Source organism: Tepidanaerobacter sp. GT38 (assembly GCF_021991635.1).
Lineage (GTDB): Bacteria > Bacillota > Thermosediminibacteria > Thermosediminibacterales > Tepidanaerobacteraceae > DTU063.
Window position 1 is genome coordinate 26,404 of sequence record NZ_JAFFJA010000040.1, and the last position, 20,309, is coordinate 46,712.

The window sequence follows — 20,309 nt, forward strand, 5'->3', positions numbered from 1 at the left end:
AATCACTCCTCGAAAAGTATTTTGGCAATTTCTGTTTCCAGTTCTTCCCTTCCCATATTTATAAGGGAATCAAAAGTACTGTTTATCTCCAAGTCTTGGGATTTTAGTATAAAGCCACCTATCATCTGCCCGTAAGTTTCAGAAAGTTTGAGACCTGCTTGTTTGCCCATGCCTTGTAAAGTGCTGTTGATTTTTTCAATAAAATCTGGTGTTATTCTGTTTTTATCATGTTCCGAGATGATTACTTCTTCATTGCCGACAAGAGCACTGTTTATGAGCATGTTTGCAATCAACTTCTGATATTCCTCATCGGGCATCTTTTTAAGTGCAATTTTTGCTTTTTCAAAAACTTCATCTATAATTTGCTGTTTGGCTTGTAATAGTACCTTCCTGTTTTCAAGCTGAGCCATAGAAAGGATTCTGCGCTTCTTTTCTTCTGCAGATTTTGCCGCTTTATCCAAAATGCCATCTAGTATCTCTTTCGCCTTATGCTCATATTGTTTCTTTATATTCTGAGCTTCAGCCTTGGCCTCTTCAATAATCTTTTGTTTTTGTTCCTGGGCTTCACTCAAAATCCTTTCTTTAATTTTCGCTATGCCCTCCATGGTATAACACTCCCTTATATTTGGATGCCGAACAGCATCAATATGGTTGCAAGCAGTGCAAGTACCGCGTATGTTTCTACCATGGCGGCAAAGGTGATACCTTTAGCTACTTCTTCAGGCCGTTTAGATATAATGCCAATACCGGCAGCAGCAACTCTTCCCTGATAAATGGCTGACAAAAAGCCAACTATGGTAATAGGCATACAAGCAGCAAAGATGAGCCAACCTTGATATGCTGTCAAATTTACCAAGCCACCACCTAGCAATCCAATTTTTTGGATGGTAAGGAATCCTGCCAAGAAACCGTATATACCCTGGGTGCCAGGAAGTGCCTGAAGAATCAATGCCTGACCAAATTTGCCTGGATCTTCTGTAACTAATCCGGCGGCACTCTCACCGACGATTCCTACTCCCCTTGCAGATCCAATTCCAGGTAGACCTACGGCTAATGCCGCACCAAATAAAGCTAATACTTGTCCTAATGTTAGTGACATTTATACTCCTCCTCCAAAGTTTTATACTTTTTATTATTTAAATATCTTCTAAATCCACATAAGTTGTTTTAACTCTTAACGGGTCAAAAGCCCTTCCTCCGCTGTCATAAAACTTGCCAAAAAACTCAATATACTGCAGACGACTGCTGTGAACATAAGCACCAAGTACGTTTATGGCCAGATTGAATACATGCCCGCCTAAAATAATCAGCACCATTACGACATATCCTATGAAACTGCCTGATACTGTTTTTGCCATAGTGTTTATAACAGTAGCTATAACACCCGTAGTAAGACCCAGTGCCAGCAGTCTTGAATATGACAGGACATCGCTTAAATATCCGGTTATATTATACAAGCTCAATACACCAGATGTGAATTTCTTAATTATGCTTGTTTGGGCTCTTCCTTGGGTCAATATCAGGCCAACTGCACCAATTATGGCCATGTACTTTCCTATCGGCATTAGCTGTGGCATAGCAAACATTAAAAGACCTGTCAAAAGTACCAGCCACAATCCCTGATCCATTATTGCATCGGCTACGTGACCTGCCCTGATGTTTTTATATGCACTTAGCATAATGCCTGCATATATCTGTACAATTCCCATAATAAAGGACAATATGAGCACTGAAAGGGGATTGTTCAAGGGATTTATCCATAATGGCTTGAGTGCAATCAAGTCTCCAAACCACCCGCCAAAAATTGCTCCCCATATTACCGTTGATATGCCGCAGAGAAAAACCAAAGCGGCAAACTTTTTGGCAGTGCCCACCAGTTTGAACTTGTACAGCGCATATCCTGCCAGCAAGCTCATGATAATGCCGTAGCCTGCGTCACTTAGCATCATTCCAAAAAACACGAAGAAAAACGGAGCCATGTAAACATTTGGGTCGATTCCCCTCGGATCAGGCAGACTATATAATTCAGTTATTACTTCAAAAGGCTCGACTAATTTGGCATTTGAAAGCAACACAGGTATGTCATCTTCATCTGATGGAGCGCTAAATTCCATATAGACTGTATCGGTTACTTTTAATATTTTGCTTTTTATCAATTCTTCGTGTTCCTCTGGAAGCCAAGCCAGCATCGAAAATGTTTTATCAGTATCCATCACTTTCAAAAGGGCACTTTTTCTGTCCTTTTCAACTGTATAATAATCGTAGAGAATCTCAAAATATCGTATATTATCTGATAATCTTTTGGCCTCTTCTTTTACATTTGCCCGGTCATTTTCTATATTTTTAAGTCTTGTCTCAGCTGCGGTGATTAGCTGTTTAGGAGTACCCTCAAAATTTGCAAAATCTTGGAGGTTTACCGAATACTCCTTAAATAAACTTTCCATGTTTTCTTTGTGGTCTTTGTGATATACGACCAGCGTATACACATCATCCTGGCTTTCACTTAAGGTAGTAATTTGTGCTAAAAGGCTCTCCTCGGCTATTTTTTTGTCAAGTTCCACTCTGGCTTTTCTTGACATTACTGCCGCTGTAAAAATAGTCCTTGAGGTTTCGCCCAATTGTTCTAAAGGAATATCCAAGGAGCGCCAGGGCGAAAACATTTCGATTTGATTTAACAGTTTTGATTCTTCTGCCTTAAGCTGCGAAATTTTCTTATCTAATTCAAAAATGGCCCGAAGGCTATCCAAAATACCGTTTTCTTTTGAGAGAATATCTAGCAGCTCATCTTTTTTAATGTTCGGTTTGCCGTGTATAAGAGGATTAGTGGATTTGACATATGGTTTTAAAAAATCAATCCCAAATTTCAGATTATTTAGCTTATTTTCCAACTCTAGCAATTCTTTATTAAGTTCTTGGTTTAGATTAACTTCCTGCACCTCACCACTTAGCTCTTCGGCATCTTCTGATACATCATTTTCCACCAAATCAACTACTTCAACTATACCCGTTTTTTGCAAGGCTTTTAGGATTTTTTCTTTCTCTCTTTTTAGGCCCAGGAGGTGCATTTTTTTCATGTTAACTATTGCCATGGACCTTCACAATCCTCTCTAAAATCATGTCCACCGCTTTGTTCATCTTATCAGCGGAAATCTTCCTTAAGTGCTCGACTTGCTCTTGGCACTCTTTCTTGAAGGACTCAGCCGTTTTTACCGCTTCAGCTTCTGCCTGCTGGATTAGTTTCTTGCTTTGTTCTTTCCCTTGCAGTTTAGCATCTTCAATCATAGCTTCTCCGCTTTTTGAAGCCTCTGCGATTATGGCTTTAGCTTCCTTTTCAGCTTCAGCTAAGATATTATTAGCTTCTTGTTCAGCTGCTTTTACATCTTCTAATGCCTCTTTCAACAGCTACCACCTCCCTTGAAAATAGAAAAAATTATATAAGATTTTAACTTGTAAAAACCCCATACCTTTCCCTAAAAGTGCCTATAAATAAAAAGGCGCTACCACTGAAAAAATCTTGCCCAATTAAGCCTCGTCACTTACCACCTACTATAGGTAGTGCATATTTATTCCAATTAACCACAATATAGCGGAAATTTTTTATCTTTTTTCTATAGATTATACAATACTGATAAATATAATTCAAATTATATTTTAATTTGTCTTTTGTTTGTCAATATATCTAGTTTATATTATATGTGAAAGGTATCACATTCGCAATACCTAATTTTACTTTAAGCATTTTCAGAAAAAAAATAATGGGGAGATACACTCCCTACTCCCTATGTTTATTTAATTTTTATTGTTTTTGTTTCTATTTTTTGTTTTAGCCTCATTTTTGAAATCCCTTGGCCTTTTGTCGTTTTTCTTATCACTGGGATTGTTTTTACGCTGACCTGATTTATTTATATTCTCTTCTTTGTCCTTTAACTCTTTTTTGATTTCTCTGCTGACATTATCTTTAATTTCTTTGCGATAATTTTTCAGTTGTTCTTTGGTTTCTTTAATCTTTTCTTTTAATTCGTCTTTATTTTCTTTTTGTATATCCTTCAACTGTTTATTCATACTGTTTTCCAACTGTTTAATATTTTTCAACTGCTGCTTTTTATCCTCATCTGTCGGCTTTCTTTTATCACTAGAGTTGCCATTGGGCCTGGCTTCTGATTTGTCTTTAAGTTCTCGTTTTACCTTTTCGATTTCCCTAAGAATTTGTGATACAGAAGCTTCCTTGACATGACTTAGGGCCGCATCAGGTTTAACTTGCTTTAATTTTTCATATAATAAAAGTTTACCCTGTGACACTTCTTTTTTCTTAGCTTCCTGGTGCTTTTTATATGTTGTATCCTCAACTATGACTTTAAATTTACTTTTATTTGTATCCTTTACATTATTTTTGGCTCCATTAGTATTGGAGCTTTCGACAAGGGTATCAGGCTTTTGCTGCTCAGTAGGAGTGACTTTCTCTTCTTTTTCAATTATATTGCTCAATTGGGTTTTGGCAATTTCCTCTAATTGCTTTTTTTTGTCAGATGAAATAGAATCTTTTACATTAGATACCGTAAGCATTACAGTATTTGCATCTTTATTTAAAAAATCCCTTTCAACAGCTTTAGAAAGCACCAAATTTAATGCTTTATCAAATTTCATATTCTTGTATTCCCGACCATCGCCGATGATAATCTTACCTTCTTCGTTTAGGCCGCGAGCACCTCTTACTACATCATATCTGTTAAGGGAAAATTCAACACTAGGGTTGATATCTACGGTCACATAGGTAACAGGATTCATGTAGCCATATATGCCATAACTTGTTATCAGCATACACAGTAAACACGCTGCAAGTGTTAAAACCTTTTTTGATGATAGCATTGATCTTAAAAGAACGGCCATGTTTTCTTTTACTGTTATTTCATCACCGATCTGGCAACCCGGGTAATTGTTGTATATTCTTTTAAAGTCGCCTCTGCTGTTTGCGACAATTAAATAATCTCCATCAAAATCCACTATTATAGCCTTCAATGCTATCACCTCCACTTAATGTATTCATTAATAAATTGATAGTCACCTGATAATATCAATACTGCTGCTACTATATAATTTCGGCCTCTTTCAATTTGCTTGCGGGGTATTTTAAGGGCTTCAGCGATTTTTTGTATTGGAAGATACTTCTTAGTTTTGATTATATCAGCCATATCAGGGTTATTCATTATAAAATCTATAACAGCTAAATACCTGCGGCGGGTGCTTTCATGTTTTGGTGAGCTTTTTGCCACATCAGCAAAGGATATGCCCCACTGGGCAAGTTCCTTCTTGATCTCCTGAAGTTCCAGTCTCCTTAACTCACTTTTTTGCGCCTCTGTATATTCTTTTACGGATTCGGCAGCATAGAGATTTGCCAGTTCTTCATCATCCTCTTGCTGATCCGGCTCCACGCAGACTATCTGGCCTCGAAGCTTTTGCTCCTTTCTAAAATAATCTATTAGCCTATTTTTTATTGTAATTTTTGCAAAGGATAGGAAGCTGCCCTTTTGTATGTCATATTTTTCGATAGCTTCATTAAAGGCTATAAGCGCTATACTAAGTTCATCATCAATTCCATATTCTACATATCTGCCCAGATGTTTTTCTACTGTGGAAGCTATAAATGGCTTATACTCTTCTATTAAACGATTTTTTTCTTCAGTATTTTGTTTTATGTTTATAATTCTCTGATTTAAGCTTTCATGTTTTTCCATATTATTCCCCTGCTATCTTTGATTTGAGGTAGCTGACATTTTATCAATTCTACATTATGCCATAATTTCCTTTGAAATTATTAGGAAATATGTGGAAACATATGGATAAAAAATAAAGAGGACACGTAAGTTCCTCTTAATTTAAAAAATTAATCAGGGTACAGGCAACTCAACTTTCTTTTGGCAATACCTTATTTAATATTATACCGAGGATAGCTGCCAAACCCATACCGCCAATTTGTAAGCCCCCACCAAAATTTATAACAGCACCGCCTATGCCTACCACCAGAATAACGCTGGAGATGAAAAGGTTGCGGGGTTGGGTAAAGTCTATCTTATTTTCCACGACAGTTCTCACTCCAACGCTGGCAATCATTCCAAAGAGAACGATTGATATGCCTCCAATTACGGGCGCGGGAATGGTCCTTATGGCAGCACCTAACTTTTGCACGAAGGAAAGGCAAATGGCAACTCCGGCTGCAACTCTCATAACTTCGGGTTTCCATACCCGAGTAAGTGCCAAAACTCCCGTATTTTCCGAGTATGTTGTATTGGCTGGACCGCCCAAGAGACCCGCTAAAGAAGTAGCTATGCCGTCGCCAACGAGTGTTCTGGAAAGCCCCGGATCTTTGACAAAGTCTTGTTCCACCGTGGCACCAACTGATATTACATCACCCACGTGCTCCACCATAGAAGCGATAGCAACCGGAGCTATTAAGCCTATAGCCGCCATGTCGAATACCGGCCATGAAAAGTCCGGCACGGCAAACCATGCCGCTTCTCTGATGGGAGTAAAATCCACTATATTTGCAAAAAGACAGAGTATATATCCCACAATAATTCCGGAAATGACAGGTAACATTCTCAAAAAACCTTTTACATATAAGTTAACATATGCGACAACCAAAAGCACGGCAATAGCTATGAGCCAATTTTCGCTGGCACTTTGTATGGCAGTAGGTGCCAGGTTTAAGCCAATGACCATAATAATAGGACCAGTAACTATTGGTGGCAGCAGTGATTCCATAAATTTTGGACCTAAGAAATACATAAGAGCTGCCATTAGGCAGTAAAGTAAACCAGCTACGATAATACCGCCCTGAGCTGCTGGAATTCCTTTTTCTTGAACGACAAGTGTTACCGGAGCAATAAATGCAAAAGATGAACCCAAAAATATAGGAACTTTCCGGTTTGTGACCAAATGAAACCAGAGAGTTCCAAGACCTGCAGTAAATAACGCGACACTAACACTAAGACCCGTAATAATTGGCACAAGCACAGTTGCACCAAACATTGTAAATGCATGCTGAAGCCCAAGAATAAGTAGTTGACCGAAAGGCAAATAGTCCCCTGGCCGTATGGCTTTTGTAACTGTTTTGTTTTCATCATGGACCTTTGACGTGTTAATAGGAATCGCCACCTTTCATATAAGTTGCAAAATATATGTACATACCTTTTATACTTTAGCGGAAAATAAATGTAAAATCAAGCTGTTTTTTTTCGAAAAAAGTATTATATAAAACTTTAGGTGTAGATAAGGTAAATATTTCTTAAACACTCATCTGCACCTAAAAATAAATAAGCAACTTATATGCAAAATTCTTGTGGCTTGTCCTGTTTTTTACCAAAGTAATAAAGCAAAAAATCTGCAATTCGTATTGAAGCATTGCCGTCACCGTATGGGTTTACGGCGTTTGCCATTCGGTCATATTCATCTTTATCTACAAGCAGTTTTGCAGCTTCTTTAAATATGGTATCGCTGTCTGTGCCTATCAGCTTAACTGTACCTGCCTTTACAGCTTCCGGGCGCTCAGTTTCATTTCTTAAAACCAGCACCGGCTTTCCTAAAGACGGAGCTTCTTCCTGAAGTCCTCCTGAGTCGGTTAAGATCAAAAAGCTCTTAGCCATTAGATTATGCATTTCATCGGTATCTAAGGGTTCAAGGAGCATTATGCGCTCATGATGACTCAAAATGTCAAAAACAGTGTCTCTGACGGCGGGATTAAGATGCACAGGATATACTAATAGGATATCCGAGAAACTGTCCGCCAATCTCCTAATTGCATGACAGATATTTTCTAAAGGCTTGCCTAAATTTTCCCTTCTGTGGGCTGTCACTAAAACTACTTTTTGGCTCTTAAAATCTATTTTATTTAAAATTTCAGTTGAAAATACATAATATTCCTTGACCGTAGTCTTTAAAGCATCTATCACTGTATTCCCCGTTATGAAAATGTTTTTAGGCTCTACACCCTCTCGTAGGAGATTTTCTTTAGCCTGCTGTGTAGGAGCAAAATGCACATCTGCCAAAGCCCCGGTAAGCTTTCGATTCATTTCTTCAGGAAATGGAAGCCATTTGTTATAAGTTCTAAGACCTGCTTCTACATGGCCTACTTTGATTCCATTATAAAAAGCGGCTAGTGCCCCTGCAAATGTGGTAGTTGTATCACCATGGACTAAAACCATGTCAGGCTTAGAATGAGCTAAAACGTCTCTCAAGCCTAAGAGGGATTTCGTTGTAATGCTAAACAGTGTTTGCCTATCTGTCATTATATTTAGATCATAATCTGCATTTATACCAAAAAGGCTCAACACCTGATCCAGCATCTGTCGGTGTTGAGCTGTAATGGCCACCTGGCATTGAAAAATATCTCTACGCTTAAGCTCCTTAACTAATGGCGCCATTTTTATGGCCTCAGGCCTAGTTCCAAAAATCGATAAGATTTTTATTTTATCCAAGACTTATTCCCCTTTACATTCCATGGGTTGATTTTTTAGCATCTAGAGTTATATTTATATACCTTACGCTAACCAATAGCATAAAAATCACCAAAGCCAGGGCTATCATAGCCTGTTTTACGCCAAATATTGCTAGCACAAGCGAACATATGCCTAAAGAAATACTTATTACATACATAAATAACACAGCCTGTTTTTGAGATAAACCTATAGCTATCAATCGATGGTGAACATGACCTTTATCGGCCTGCATAATAGGTTTACCGTTTACAAATCTGCGCAAAATGGCAAATGCCGTATCAAAAATAGGCAGCCCTAAAGCTAATATTGGAACAATCAAGGCTATAGCAGTTGCACTTTTAACAGCGCCTTCTACAGCCTGTGCTGCCAGGACAAAGCCCAAAAACATTGCACCGGTATCTCCCATGAAGATTTTAGCAGGATTAAAATTATAGGGCAAAAAGCCTATAGCTGCACCTGCAAGAATTGCCATAACCAAAACTCCGTCAATCTGTTCCAAGCTAAGGTTTACAAGCATCATTGTAAATGCAGCGATAGCTGCTATCCCGGCTGCCAAGCCGTCAAGGCCGTCAATGAAGTTTAATGTATTTGTAATTCCCACTATCCAAAACAGGGTAGCCGGAATGGCATATTTACCCAGGATAAACATTCCGCCAAATGGATTTGTAATTAGCTGAACTTTTACGTCAAACATTATCAAAATACCAGCTGCTGCAATTTGCCCTAATAGTTTAACCTTCGCTGGTAAATTATATACATCATCTAAAATGCCCACAATTACAATTACGGTAGCACCTAGAAGTATTCCCTGTATAGATGCTTGCTTAATAGGTAATATCAACAAACCTGCCACTACAAAGGCAAAGTATATAGCAAGCCCTCCAAGCCTAGGCATGGGCTTTTTATGGACACGCCGAGCATCTCCAGGCTTGTCGATGGCCCCTATTTTCCAAGCCAATTTCATTACTTGCGGCGTAATCATATATGCCAAAACCATCGAAATCAGAAAACCGTATATGTAACGTGGCATGAAATCGCTCCTTTTGTATGGTTTATCTTTAACCATTGTATTTCATATGTGAATGTTTGTCAATCGTTCTGCCTTTAAGTGCCGGCAAAGGAACGATTTCAATCATGTATAAGTATCTCTATTTAAGATTTTCAACCATTTCCTCAGCAACTTTTACGATATTTTGCGCAGATAATCCATAGTGTTCCAGCAATTGCTCCGGATCCCCAGACTGACCAAAGGTATCATTTATGCCAATCCTTTTCATTTGTGCTTTCATTCCTTTTTCTACAAGCACTTCTGCCACAGCAGAACCCAGACCACCTAAGATCGTATGTTCTTCAACGGTAATAACTTTACTTGTCTTCGCAACTTCCTTTAATATAAGATCCTCGTCTAAAGGCTTGATCGTGTGGATATTGATCACTGTTGCATCTATTCCCCTATCCCCTAGAGTTACAGCAGCTTCCAAAGCTTTAGCCACCATTAGCCCTGTGGCAAAAATAGATACGTCTTTACCCTCTTTTAAGACTTTAGCTTTCCCTATTTCAAAATTGTCTTCTTCTTTAGTTATTATTGGAGCAACTGGCCTTGCTATTCTAATATATACAGGTCCTTCAATATCAGCCGCTGCAAATACGGCTTTTTTCGTCTCAATAGCATCACATGGGACGATTACCGTCATATTTGGCAAAGATCTCATTAAGGAAATATCTTCTATGGCCTGATGACTTGCACCATCTTCACCGACGGTTACACCCCCGTGTGTCACAGCTATTTTTACATTCAATTTAGGATAACATATGGAGTTCCTTATCTGTTCAAAAGCTCTACCTGCCCCAAAAATCGCAAAAGTACTTGCAAAAGGTATAAAACCGCATAAAGATAAACCGGCAGCAACTCCCATCATGTTTTGTTCCGCAATGCCAAGATTAAAAAACCTATCTTTAAATCTCTCACCGAAAAGTGCTGTTTGTGTTGCATGAGCTAAGTCTGCATCCAAGGCCACTACGAGTTCATTTTTTTCTCCAAGCTCAACTAAGGCTTCTCCATAAGCGATCCGTGGTGATTTCATATTTGTCATATTGTTGTACCTCCTATATCTGCCAGAGCTTTTTCAATTTCTTGGGCATTGGGAGCTTTTCCATGCCAACCCACCTGGTTTTCCATAAATGAAACACCCTTGCCTTTAACAGTATGAGCTATAATAAATCTGGGCTTTTGGGCAATAACCGGAGCAGACAATGCATTATATATCTCTTCATGGTTATGCCCGTCGATTTCATGTACATCAAAACCAAAAGCCTGCATACGCTCTCTAATGTTGCCTAGGCTCATTACCTCTTCATTGGGGCCGTCAATCTGCAGTTTATTGTAATCAAGTATGATTGTGAGATTATCAAGTTTATAGTGAATTGATGACATCAAAGCTTCCCATATCTGACCTTCCTGCATTTCCCCGTCTCCGATAATAGCGAAAACCCGATACTTCTTATTTTTCAACTTGGCACCTAGAGCTAACCCCACAGCAACTGATAAGCCCTGTCCCAGAGAGCCAACTGAAACATCTATTCCTGGCGTTTTTCTCATATCAGGATGCCCCTGAAGCATAGATCCAAGTTTTCTCAGGCTCCAGAGCTGCTCCACATCAAAAAAGCCTTTTCGAGCTAAAATAGAATATAATGCAGGACATCCGTGTCCTTTGCTCAGTACCAATCGGTCTCTGTCCTCCCAATTTGGATTTTTGGGGTCTACTTTCATAACTTTATTGTACAGCGTAACCAATATATCGACTATAGACAGCGAACCACCTGGATGCCCTGATCCTGCTTTGCCGATCATTTTGATAACATCACTTCGAACCTCGGCGCTAATCTTTTGTAGTTCATTCACTTGCATCATATGATCCTCCTTTAGAAAGTAAGAAACTATCCTTTAACGGCTCCAGCCGTTAAACCTTCAACTAGTTTTTTCTGTATAAGCATAAACAGCACTACTACTGGAATAGTTGTCACTACTCCTCCGGCAGTCAGCAGGCCCCACTGAATCTCGAACTGGCCAATAAAAGTTTGCAAAGCTACGGGTAAAGTCCTGGTAGCTTCGTTAGTAAACATCAATGCAAAAATAAATTCATTCCAGGCTGTAATAAAAATATATATCCCTGTAGCCACAATGCCGGGTATAGTCAGCGGCAGAGTAATCCTGATAAAAGCCTCTAGCCTGCTGCACCCATCTACCATGGCCGCTTCCTCTAGTGACACTGGCAGATCTCGTATATATCCGGTTAATAGCCAAACTGAAAAAGGTATAGTAAATGTAGAGTAAGCTATCATCAGAGAAAATGGAGTATACAGCAGTCCCAATTTTCGCATTATGGTAAACAGCGGAGTCAAAAGCAATACTGGCGGAAACATGTTAATGAGCAGAAAAGAACCCAGAAAGAATGTTTTGCCCTTAAAATTAAATCTAGCAAAGGCATACGCTGCCAAAACTGATACAAAAAGACTAATAATCGAGGTAACTCCAGCTACTAATAAACTGTTCCACATGTTTTTAAAGAAGTTGCTCTTACTAAAAAGGGTTACATAGTTTTCCAGAGTCGGCTCTGCGGGTAAATACCTTAAAACCGATGTGTAAAGTTCCCTTTCAGGTTTTATTGAAGTGAGAAAGGTCCAGAGGTAGGGAAAAATGGCAAAGGCTATAAGTAGAATCAATGGAATATAAAAAAATAGCAAATCATTGATAAATTTATTTTTCTTCACTTCACCTTACCTCCTTCAAATTTAAATTTTTAAAGTATACAAAAGCTACTGAAGCTAACATCACTGTGAGATATATGGCTAATGTGGCTGAATAGCCGAAATCTAAAGCCTTTTGAGCTTTGATGTAAGTATAAACGCTTAAAGTGTGAGTGCTGTATCCAGGACCTCCACCTGTCATTATATATATTACATCAACTGAATTTGCCACCCATATAATCCTAAGGAGTGTTGAAATGAGGATCGTAGGTTTGAGCATGGGAAGGGTAATATGCCAGAAAGTATGCCAGCTCCCGGCTCCATCCACATAAGCGGATTCATATAATTCCTGAGGTATTGCTTGGAGGCCAGCCAAAAGCATTATTGCAAAAAACGGTATCCCTTGCCAAATAATGGTGATAATAACAGATGCCATAGAAGTATCGGAACTGGAAAGCCATGGAATAAAATTATCTATGATGTGCAGCTTTGAAAGAATGTCATTTATGACTCCATAGTTGCCATCATACATCCATCTCCACATAAGACCTATCAATACACCTGGAGTGACCCATGGAATCAAGATGACTGATCTTACTATTCCTCTGCCTTTAAATTTCCTGTTTAAAAGCAGTGCAAGAATTAACCCAAAGAGAAACTGAAAAAATACACCGAATACAACCCATAAGACAGTATTTAACAAAGACTCTCGAAATATAGGATCGCTCAATACTTTTAGGTAATTTGCCAATCCTACAAATTTTATATCTTTAGGCTTAAATAAGGTATAGTCTAAAAAACTCATATAAATTGAATTTAATATTGGATAACCCACTACAAGAAGCATTAAGATAAATGCTGGCGCCACTAGTATATACGGGATTAATTTAGACCAGTGTTTTTGCATATATACACCCCTTAAGAACACAGTTCAAACAAAAACATAGGGGTCGTATACGAAATATATATTTTATTTTCGATTTTCCGACCCCTATTATTCCTCTAAATTTTTAGCAAATTTACTTTGTCATGCCTTCTGCCAGAATCTCCATCATTGTTTTGCTATCGATTTTACCTTCAAGTGCTTGCTGAGTAGTGGCAGGCCATAAGGATTCGATCCACTCACCCATGTTTTCGTTTATAGGATACACATGAGCATATGGCATTGATTCAAATGAAGCTTGCATGAACCGGTTGTTTTTAAATTCATCTTCATCCTGCAGTGACTTCAAAATAGGAACATTTCCTGTGGTTTTGCACCATCTTAACATCTGTTCTTTTTCAGATAGCCATGAAATGAAAGTAAAAGCTTCTTTTGGATGCTTGGTGGATTTATATATAACATTTTCTGTATCTCCCATGGAAGTCCACCTTCCGTGTGGACCGGCAGGCACTGCAAAGGCATCTACATCGTCACCAAACTGCTGTATCATATCGTTAGAGGATTTGATATGATGAACAACCATAGCCGCTTTTCCGCTCTTGAAATTGGCGATTATCTCATTGAAGCCATCTCCAGGTGCGGTGGGCGGAACAACTTTATGTTTCCTGTACAAATCCAAGAAGAATTCATTTGCCTTAATCGCTTCCGGAGTTGTGAAGGTACAGTTGCCGTTTTCATCGAAGAATGTATTTCCGGGTACGCTTGCCAGAACAAAACTTGCCCACGGCTCATGACCGCCTCTGGCACCTCTCATGGCAAAACCGTATTGATCGATTTTCTCATCTCCGTCAGTATCTTTAGTAAGTTTCTTGCAAACTTCCAAAAAATCGTCCCATGTTTCCGGAACTTCAACTCCAGCTTCTTTGAACATACTGGGTCTATAATACATATAAAGTACCTGAAGCTCCCAGGGCATTACATAATGTTTTCCATCTTCGTACTTCAGTACGTCCCAAAGATTATCAACCACATCGGACTTGCCCTGCCATTCATTTAAGAAATCATCTAAGGGCAAGAGAGCATCCTGACCGATAAATTCAGGTTGCCAGGTGAGTTTAAACGATGAAGTATCAGGGCCACTACCACCAGTTACGCTACTTAACAGCTTTGTGTGAAAGTCATTCCATCCAATAACCTCAAATTCAACCTGTATATTGGGATGTGTGTTATTAAACTCTTCTACCAGCTGAGCAAAGGTCGGATCATTGGGATTATCGAGCCAAAGCCAGTGTTTAAGCTTTACAACTTCTCCTTCCTTATTTTCCTCTTCCCCAGGCTGTGAAGTGTTATTCCCCCCGCCACATCCAGTCATAAGACTTGCCAATAACACAAAGACAACCACTAAGCCTAATACTCTCTTAAGGTTTTTCTTCACAACTTAAAACCTCCCTTTTGTTTTTCTAGGATACCAATATCCTTTAATGTCTCATTTAAATGATCTTTCATGGCTTTCTCAGCCCCATAGGGATCTTTGGCCTTAATGGCCCTAAATATTTTGTAGTGATACTGCAGAGCCTTATGGGCACTCCCTGGGACATTAACCGTTTCATAATAACCTTCCATAATGGACTCAATAACTATAGGTATAATCCTTTCAATAATTGGATTTTGGGTAGCTTTTGCTATGTTTGTATGAAATTCTATATCGATGTCCCTATGGTTTTCCTTATTTGCAATTACCACCTCCATGCTCGTTAAAATACTCTCAAGTTTCGTTATCTCTTCTGCTGTTGCCCTTTGTGCTGCTAAATATGCCACTTTTGGTTCGATCAATAACCTTGTTTCAAATAGGGATACAATAATGTTATTATCACGGATAAAGCTTACTCCTAAAGGATCGTTCACTAGGCCCGGCTTTTCAGCCACAAATGTCCCTTTGCCTCTAATTATTTTTACTATATTGTTTGACGCAAGCGATTTTATAGCTTCGCGAATTGTAGTTCTGCTTACATTAAACATCTTTGACAATTCCATTTCATTAGGCAGCTTGCTACCGGGTTCATATTTATTATTTCGTATCATTTCAATTATTAAACTAGATACTTCTTTAGACAAATTTTTTCTCAAATTAGGCACGATCAAAATAACCTCCACTACGTCATCATACGTCATACGTCGTTTGATTTAATTATTCTACATATTTTATTAAAATCCTTCTTTCCAACAAAAAAATTATTCTTGCACATATAAAATCACCCTCTAATTCTTGATAAAGGGTGACTTGAAGTTTTTTATCTCAATAAAATAAATAATAGTAACACAAGAAATAAGGTGACTTTGTCATAAATCCACAGGTAAATTAACTACTTCTATCCAAGGAGCATCTTTAAACCAATCATAATCAATATGATAGTCTTGGGCATATACGACTCTTTTAATACCCGAGTTTATAATGAGCTTGGAGCACTCGGCACATGGGCGGGCAGTAACATATATAGTGGCACCTTTCCTCTCCTCAGGTGTGCATTCAAGCAGGGCATTGACCTCAGCATGTATAGTCCTTACACAGTGATTTCCCCTCATCATACACCCTACGTCTTCACAATGGGCCATTCCTGAAGGACTGCCGTTGTAGCCGGTACCCTTTATTCTATTGTCCTTCACTACAACTGCACCTACCTGGAGCCTGGGGCATGTAGACCTACCCCTTACTTGAAAAGCTATATCCATAAAATACTCATCCCAATCTTTTCGCATACGCTATCCCCTTTTAATAAAATTAATTGTCGGCCTCTAAAATCATAATTATTCTATCAATAATCTCAAAAACCTTCTTTGAATTTTCTTTGGCTATTTGATACTGCTTTTTAGCCTCATCAATTTTATCATTCTTTATAGCAAGCAGTGCCTGCTGCCCTGCATTATGTAAGTTTTTGTGATATTTATCAATGCTTTTCCAAAGCTCACTTAAAGCACTGTCTTTTATTATGAGGGCATTGTAAAAATGGCCAAAAGCACACCTGTTAGAATCGACCTGCAGAGGTATAAGTTTAGCTTCAGACACTGCCTCTTCTAATGTTTCCATCCAGATGCTGTGCTGTTTCCTGGCATTTTCTAAAATCTGCATCAGCTCTTTTTTTGTAATTAAATTGTTGTTATCCATAAATTTCTGATAATACTCTTTGCTTTGAGCGGTAAATTCCTTATCCATTTTATCAATATGTTCTTTAATGAACCCTAATTTTGCCAAACTGCTGTCTAGTCTATTTACCACATGAACTATATCCTCTGTTTCAAGGGAGACACTGTTCATGGCAGATGATATCTGACTGGCAGCGGTGCTGATCTGTTGAAAAGAAGCTACAAAACCTTCCATATCACTTTTAATTTTATTTACTGCATTGAAATTTTCTTTAACTGCTTCTTTTATTGCACTTGTTACCGACGGAATTTGCTTCATCACATCATTTGTCCGCTTCATGCTTTCAAGGCTTTGGGCTGAATCTTTGTGAATTGCCTGCGCGAAGCTTTTAAACTTGTCCAAACTTTCTTTGGTGCTGTCAGCTAGCTTCCTTATTTCTTCCGAAACCACCGCAAACCCTCGACCTGCTTCTCCAGCCCTTGCAGCTTCAATGCTGGCATTTAGTGCCAGAAGATTTGTTTGATCTGCAATCTGCTCTATTACTTCAACTATATTGCCAATTTCCATTAAATTGTCCAATAGTTTTGTTAAAGTTTGATTAACTACGTTATTGCTTTCAGTCACTTGCCTGCATACTTCGTCCATTAATTTTAAACTTTCCATGTTTTTATTGTTGTTTTCAACGATGCTTTCAATATTGCTATGAATCTCATCTACGTTTTTTACATTGGCCTCGATGGCCGTATCTATTTCCTCCATTGAAGCAGTAGTTTCCTTCACAAACTCCAAAGTATCTTCCGACTGGGAGCTGAGTTTACCCATTATAACTTCAATTTCGTCCATTAGGTGTTTTATGTTTACTTCTATGTTTCCCAGGGTGGACGTCAATGAAATAGTTTTCAAAAGCATTTGCCTTGCATCTTCTTTTAAATCCTGCAGCTGAGCAATTTTTTCGAAAACTCTTTTAACCCTGACATTTTTAGTTGCCAAAGGCTTGTCGTTTATAATGGCATCCATTACCTTATTTGTCTTGTCAAAAAGCAATGTCATACACCTCTCTGTTTTAAATTTCAAGTAAAATTGGCTGCCCCTAATATATACTTAAGATGAAGATGAAAGTTTTACTAAAAATTAAGGCCATCCAATAGGATAGCCTTCTCCAATTATTATTTCGTTCCAAACAGTCTATCTCCTGCGTCGCCAAGTCCTGGCACTATATAGCCATGAGAATTGAGTTTCTCATCAATGGCAGCAGTGTATATTTCAACATCTGGATGTTCTTTGTGAACAGCTTCTATCCCTTCAGGTGCCGCAATTAAGCACATGAGCTTTATATTTGTCGCACCTTTCGATTTTAACACTTCTACTGCCTTAGCAGCAGAACCTCCCGTAGCCAGCATGGGATCTAGGATTATTAGTTCCCGCTCGCTTACGTCAGATGGCAGCTTACAGTAATATTCCACCGGCTGAAGTGTATCAGGATCACGATATAGGCCTATATGACCAACTTTGGCAGCTGGTATAAGTTTCAACATGCCATTTACCATTCCAAGGCCTGCACGCAAGATAGGAACAATGCCCAACTTTTTGCCTGAAATCATTCTGACCTTGGCCGGTCCTACTGGAGTTTTAACTTCTACCTCTTCTAACGGCAGGTTTCTGGTGACCTCATAAGCCATTAGAAGCGATAATTCTTCTACTAATTCACGAAATTCCTTAGAACCTGTGTTTTCATCCCTTATTAAAGCTAATTTATGCTGGATCAGGGGATGATCAAATACGAATACGTTATTCATGAAAAGCCTCCTGTTTAATTGGAATAAAGAGGGAATTCTTCACACATAGCCTTTATTTCTTTTGATATTTTTGCTTTTACTATTTCATCATTGCCAGAAGTTAGTGCTTTGTCCATTAAGTCTGCAATCCTTTCCATCTCCTGTTCTTTCATTCCCCGAGATGTAAGGGCAGGTGTCCCTATGCGAATGCCACTTGTAACATTGGGACTTTGCGGATCATAGGGTATGGCATTTTTGTTTACTGTAATTCCAACTTCGTCCAGAAGGTGTTCTGCCTCTTTTCCTGTGAGGTTTTTGTTTCTCACATCAACTAAAATCAAATGGTTATCTGTACCTCCTGAAACCAGATTGTAACCCTTGTCCAAAAGTGCCTTAGCCAATGCTTTAGCATTTCTCACCACTTGATTTTGATATTCTACAAACTCTTCAGTAGATGCTTCTTTCAGGCAAACAGCTTTAGCAGCAATTACATGCATCAGCGGGCCGCCCTGAATTCCCGGGAAAATGGCCTTATCTATAGCTTTTCCATACTCCTCTTTGCAAAAGATCATACCACCTCTTGGGCCCCTTAAAGTCTTATGGGTGGTAGTTGTTACGAAGTCACAGATTGGCACAGGATTTGGGTGCAAACCTGCGGCAACAAGGCCTGCTATATGAGCCATATCAACCATAACATATGCTCCAACCTGTTTTGCTATTTGAGCAATCTTGTCAAAATCAATGATTCTGGGATATGCACTGGCTCCAGCTACTATCATCTTCGGTTTATGTTTTTTGGCCAAAGCTTCCAATTCATCATAGTCGATGTACCCGGTTTCCTTAGAAACTCCATAAGGGATAAACTCAAAATACTTGCCTGAGATATTTACCGGGCTGCCATGGGTTAGGTGGCCGCCATGGGCAAGGTTCATACCCAAAACTTTGTCGCCGTAATTCAGATATGCAAAATAAACCCCCATATTGGCCTGTGAACCGGAATGAGGTTGAACATTTACATATTCAGCAGAAAATAGTTTTTTGGCACGCTCTCGAGCAAGGTTTTCGACGATATCTACAAACTCACAGCCACCATAATAACGCCTGCCCGGATAGCCTTCGGCGTATTTATTGGTTAGCACGGAGCCCTGTGCTTCCATTACAGCTTTACTGGTAAAATTCTCCGAGGCAATCATCTCCAGTTTGTACTGTTGCCTATAGGTTTCTTTTTCAATGGCGTCAGCTATCTCTGGATCTACTAATTTAAGTATATTCATTTTCTCGCACCTCTTTTTTATGTTTTTTTCATATTCATACACTATTTTCGTATTCGGATATTTTGTTTAATCTCCGTTCATGGCGCGCTCCTTCAAAATCAGCAGCAAGCCATTCCTTAACAATAGCGGTAGCAAGTCCCGGACCTATTACTCTGCCACCCATGGTTAAAATGTTGGCGTTGTTATGCATACGTGACATGCGGGCAGAAAACGTGTCATGGCACAGGGCAGCTCGAATACCCTTGACTTTATTGGCGGCGATGCATACGCCTATTCCAGTACCGCAAATAATTATGCCTTTTTCATATTCACCTCGTGCAACGGCCTCAGCGCAGGGAATAGCTATATCCGGATAGTCCACTGATTCGGTAGAATATGTCCCTAAATCGGCATAACTCACCTTATTTTCCTCGAGAAATTTTATTATCTGTTGTTTTAATTCGTAACCCCCGTGGTCACTGGCTATAGCTATAGTCAACTCTTTCCCTCCTGACAAAAAGCATTATCTTATTAATTATATACTCAAATAATGGACATTGTCTAGATTTTTTCCAAGCGTTCGAGCACTTTCGACAATTTATGTTTTAGTTCATCAGCAACTTTTTTGTAAACTTCAACACCTTGACCAAAAGGGTCGCTGATTTCACCATAGTCACCTGCAAATTCCCCTAATAAAAACACCTTGCCCTTAGCTTTGGGAAAGCGGTTAAGTATATAATCTTTATGGCTTTGGGTCATGGCAAGGATTAAATCTGCATCAAGAACTGCTTCGCTTATCTGCCTGGCTTTGTGCCCTTTTAAATCGATTCCTTCCATTTCCATGACTTTTCTTGCATTTTCAGATGCAGGCTGGCCTTCAATAGCAGCAATGCCATATGATTCCACTTTAATTTGATCCTGTTTACCCAAATCGTGAAGCATTTTTCTAAAAAGAGCTTCGGCCATACTGCTGCGACATGTATTACCTGTACACACAAACACTACTTTTTTCAAAGG

At 38.9% G+C, this 20,309-nt stretch carries 21 protein-coding genes; all 21 read right to left on the minus strand.

Going from position 1 to position 20,309, the window contains the following annotated elements; all coding sequences use genetic code 11:
* Window positions 1–2: 2 nt before the first annotated feature.
* The 21 genes from JT739_RS06785 to JT739_RS06885 all read right to left on the minus strand — a co-directional run bounded on the left by JT739_RS06785 (window position 3) and on the right by JT739_RS06885 (window position 20,306).
* Window positions 3–605 (minus strand): V-type ATP synthase subunit E, encoded by a 603-nt coding sequence (locus JT739_RS06785; protein WP_237660349.1) that lies wholly within the window; start codon window positions 603–605, stop codon window positions 3–5.
* 14 nt (window positions 606–619) lie between these two features.
* The gene (locus JT739_RS06790) at window positions 620–1,099 is read right to left on the minus strand and encodes a V-type ATP synthase subunit K (RefSeq protein WP_237660350.1); all 480 of its coding nucleotides are present in this window, start codon (window positions 1,097–1,099) and stop codon (window positions 620–622) included.
* A 37-nt stretch (window positions 1,100–1,136) separates the two neighbouring features.
* On the minus strand, window positions 1,137–3,089 hold the full coding sequence (locus JT739_RS06795) for a V-type ATP synthase subunit I (RefSeq protein ID WP_237660351.1): 1,953 nt from the start codon (window positions 3,087–3,089) through the stop codon (window positions 1,137–1,139).
* Window positions 3,076–3,399 carry a hypothetical protein gene (locus JT739_RS06800; RefSeq protein WP_237660352.1) on the minus strand — a complete coding sequence of 108 codons (324 nt, stop codon included), beginning with the start codon at window positions 3,397–3,399 and terminating at the stop codon, window positions 3,076–3,078. Before JT739_RS06800 ends, JT739_RS06795 begins: the two co-directional genes overlap by 14 nt.
* A gap of 390 nt (window positions 3,400–3,789) precedes the next feature.
* Window positions 3,790–5,016, minus strand: coding sequence for an anti-sigma factor domain-containing protein (locus JT739_RS06805; protein ID WP_237660353.1), 1,227 nt, complete (start codon window positions 5,014–5,016; stop codon window positions 3,790–3,792).
* Between the two features lie 5 nt (window positions 5,017–5,021).
* Window positions 5,022–5,732, minus strand: a complete 711-nt coding sequence (gene sigI / locus JT739_RS06810; protein ID WP_237660354.1) for an RNA polymerase sigma factor SigI — start codon at window positions 5,730–5,732, stop codon at window positions 5,022–5,024.
* A gap of 169 nt (window positions 5,733–5,901) precedes the next feature.
* Window positions 5,902–7,092, minus strand: a complete 1,191-nt coding sequence (locus JT739_RS06815) for a uracil-xanthine permease family protein (RefSeq protein ID WP_370642595.1) — start codon at window positions 7,090–7,092, stop codon at window positions 5,902–5,904.
* A gap of 227 nt (window positions 7,093–7,319) precedes the next feature.
* On the minus strand, window positions 7,320–8,471 hold the full coding sequence (gene wecB, locus JT739_RS06820; protein WP_255688490.1) for a non-hydrolyzing UDP-N-acetylglucosamine 2-epimerase: 1,152 nt from the start codon (window positions 8,469–8,471) through the stop codon (window positions 7,320–7,322).
* A 13-nt stretch (window positions 8,472–8,484) separates the two neighbouring features.
* Window positions 8,485–9,522, minus strand: coding sequence for a glycosyltransferase family 4 protein (locus JT739_RS06825; protein ID WP_237660356.1), 1,038 nt, complete (start codon window positions 9,520–9,522; stop codon window positions 8,485–8,487).
* Window positions 9,523–9,640: 118 nt separating this feature from the next.
* Window positions 9,641–10,585 carry a transketolase family protein gene (locus tag JT739_RS06830; protein WP_237660357.1) on the minus strand — a complete coding sequence of 315 codons (945 nt, stop codon included), beginning with the start codon at window positions 10,583–10,585 and terminating at the stop codon, window positions 9,641–9,643.
* Window positions 10,582–11,400 carry a transketolase gene (locus JT739_RS06835; protein ID WP_237660375.1) on the minus strand — a complete coding sequence of 273 codons (819 nt, stop codon included), beginning with the start codon at window positions 11,398–11,400 and terminating at the stop codon, window positions 10,582–10,584. The genes JT739_RS06830 and JT739_RS06835 overlap by 4 nt, the downstream gene beginning before the upstream one ends.
* A 29-nt stretch (window positions 11,401–11,429) precedes the next feature.
* Window positions 11,430–12,263, minus strand: a complete 834-nt coding sequence (locus JT739_RS06840) for a carbohydrate ABC transporter permease (protein WP_237660358.1) — start codon at window positions 12,261–12,263, stop codon at window positions 11,430–11,432.
* A gap of 1 nt (window position 12,264) precedes the next feature.
* Window positions 12,265–13,146, minus strand: coding sequence for a carbohydrate ABC transporter permease (locus JT739_RS06845; RefSeq protein ID WP_237660359.1), 882 nt, complete (start codon window positions 13,144–13,146; stop codon window positions 12,265–12,267).
* Window positions 13,147–13,258: 112 nt separating this feature from the next.
* Window positions 13,259–14,557 carry a sugar ABC transporter substrate-binding protein gene (locus JT739_RS06850; protein ID WP_237660360.1) on the minus strand — a complete coding sequence of 433 codons (1,299 nt, stop codon included), beginning with the start codon at window positions 14,555–14,557 and terminating at the stop codon, window positions 13,259–13,261.
* Window positions 14,554–15,258: a FadR/GntR family transcriptional regulator gene (locus JT739_RS06855; protein ID WP_237660376.1), complete on the minus strand. Its 705-nt coding sequence runs from the start codon at window positions 15,256–15,258 to the stop codon at window positions 14,554–14,556. The genes JT739_RS06850 and JT739_RS06855 overlap by 4 nt, the downstream gene beginning before the upstream one ends.
* A 204-nt stretch (window positions 15,259–15,462) precedes the next feature.
* Window positions 15,463–15,879: a dCMP deaminase family protein gene (locus JT739_RS06860; RefSeq protein ID WP_237660361.1), complete on the minus strand. Its 417-nt coding sequence runs from the start codon at window positions 15,877–15,879 to the stop codon at window positions 15,463–15,465.
* A gap of 22 nt (window positions 15,880–15,901) precedes the next feature.
* On the minus strand, window positions 15,902–17,338 hold the full coding sequence (locus tag JT739_RS06865; RefSeq protein WP_237660362.1) for a methyl-accepting chemotaxis protein: 1,437 nt from the start codon (window positions 17,336–17,338) through the stop codon (window positions 15,902–15,904).
* 92 nt (window positions 17,339–17,430) lie between these two features.
* Window positions 17,431–18,060 (minus strand): uracil phosphoribosyltransferase, encoded by a 630-nt coding sequence (upp, locus tag JT739_RS06870; protein WP_237660363.1) that lies wholly within the window; start codon window positions 18,058–18,060, stop codon window positions 17,431–17,433.
* A gap of 14 nt (window positions 18,061–18,074) precedes the next feature.
* A complete protein-coding gene (gene glyA / locus JT739_RS06875) occupies window positions 18,075–19,313 on the minus strand; it encodes a serine hydroxymethyltransferase (RefSeq protein WP_237660364.1) in 1,239 nt (412 codons plus the stop codon).
* A 34-nt stretch (window positions 19,314–19,347) separates the two neighbouring features.
* A complete protein-coding gene (gene rpiB, locus JT739_RS06880; RefSeq protein WP_237660365.1) occupies window positions 19,348–19,791 on the minus strand; it encodes a ribose 5-phosphate isomerase B in 444 nt (147 codons plus the stop codon).
* Window positions 19,792–19,853: 62 nt separating this feature from the next.
* Window positions 19,854–20,306, minus strand: coding sequence for a low molecular weight protein arginine phosphatase (locus JT739_RS06885; protein WP_237660366.1), 453 nt, complete (start codon window positions 20,304–20,306; stop codon window positions 19,854–19,856).
* Window positions 20,307–20,309: the final 3 nt, after the last annotated feature.

Excerpts from the sequence above, each read along its gene's own strand:
- JT739_RS06785 (WP_237660349.1), bottom strand. The coding sequence starts at position 605 with ATGGAGGGCATAGCGAAAATTAAAGAAAGGATTTTGAGTGAAGCCCAG.
- JT739_RS06790 (WP_237660350.1), bottom strand. The coding sequence starts at position 1,099 with ATGTCACTAACATTAGGACAAGTATTAGCTTTATTTGGTGCGGCATTA.
- JT739_RS06795 (WP_237660351.1), bottom strand. The coding sequence starts at position 3,089 with ATGGCAATAGTTAACATGAAAAAAATGCACCTCCTGGGCCTAAAAAGA.
- sigI (WP_237660354.1), bottom strand. The coding sequence starts at position 5,732 with ATGGAAAAACATGAAAGCTTAAATCAGAGAATTATAAACATAAAACAA.
- JT739_RS06825 (WP_237660356.1), bottom strand. The coding sequence starts at position 9,522 with ATGCCACGTTACATATACGGTTTTCTGATTTCGATGGTTTTGGCATAT.
- JT739_RS06830 (WP_237660357.1), bottom strand. The coding sequence starts at position 10,585 with ATGACAAATATGAAATCACCACGGATCGCTTATGGAGAAGCCTTAGTT.
- JT739_RS06835 (WP_237660375.1), bottom strand. The coding sequence starts at position 11,400 with ATGCAAGTGAATGAACTACAAAAGATTAGCGCCGAGGTTCGAAGTGAT.
- JT739_RS06845 (WP_237660359.1), bottom strand. The coding sequence starts at position 13,146 with ATGCAAAAACACTGGTCTAAATTAATCCCGTATATACTAGTGGCGCCA.
- JT739_RS06860 (WP_237660361.1), bottom strand. The coding sequence starts at position 15,879 with ATGCGAAAAGATTGGGATGAGTATTTTATGGATATAGCTTTTCAAGTA.
- upp (WP_237660363.1), bottom strand. The coding sequence starts at position 18,060 with ATGAATAACGTATTCGTATTTGATCATCCCCTGATCCAGCATAAATTA.
- glyA (WP_237660364.1), bottom strand. The coding sequence starts at position 19,313 with ATGAATATACTTAAATTAGTAGATCCAGAGATAGCTGACGCCATTGAA.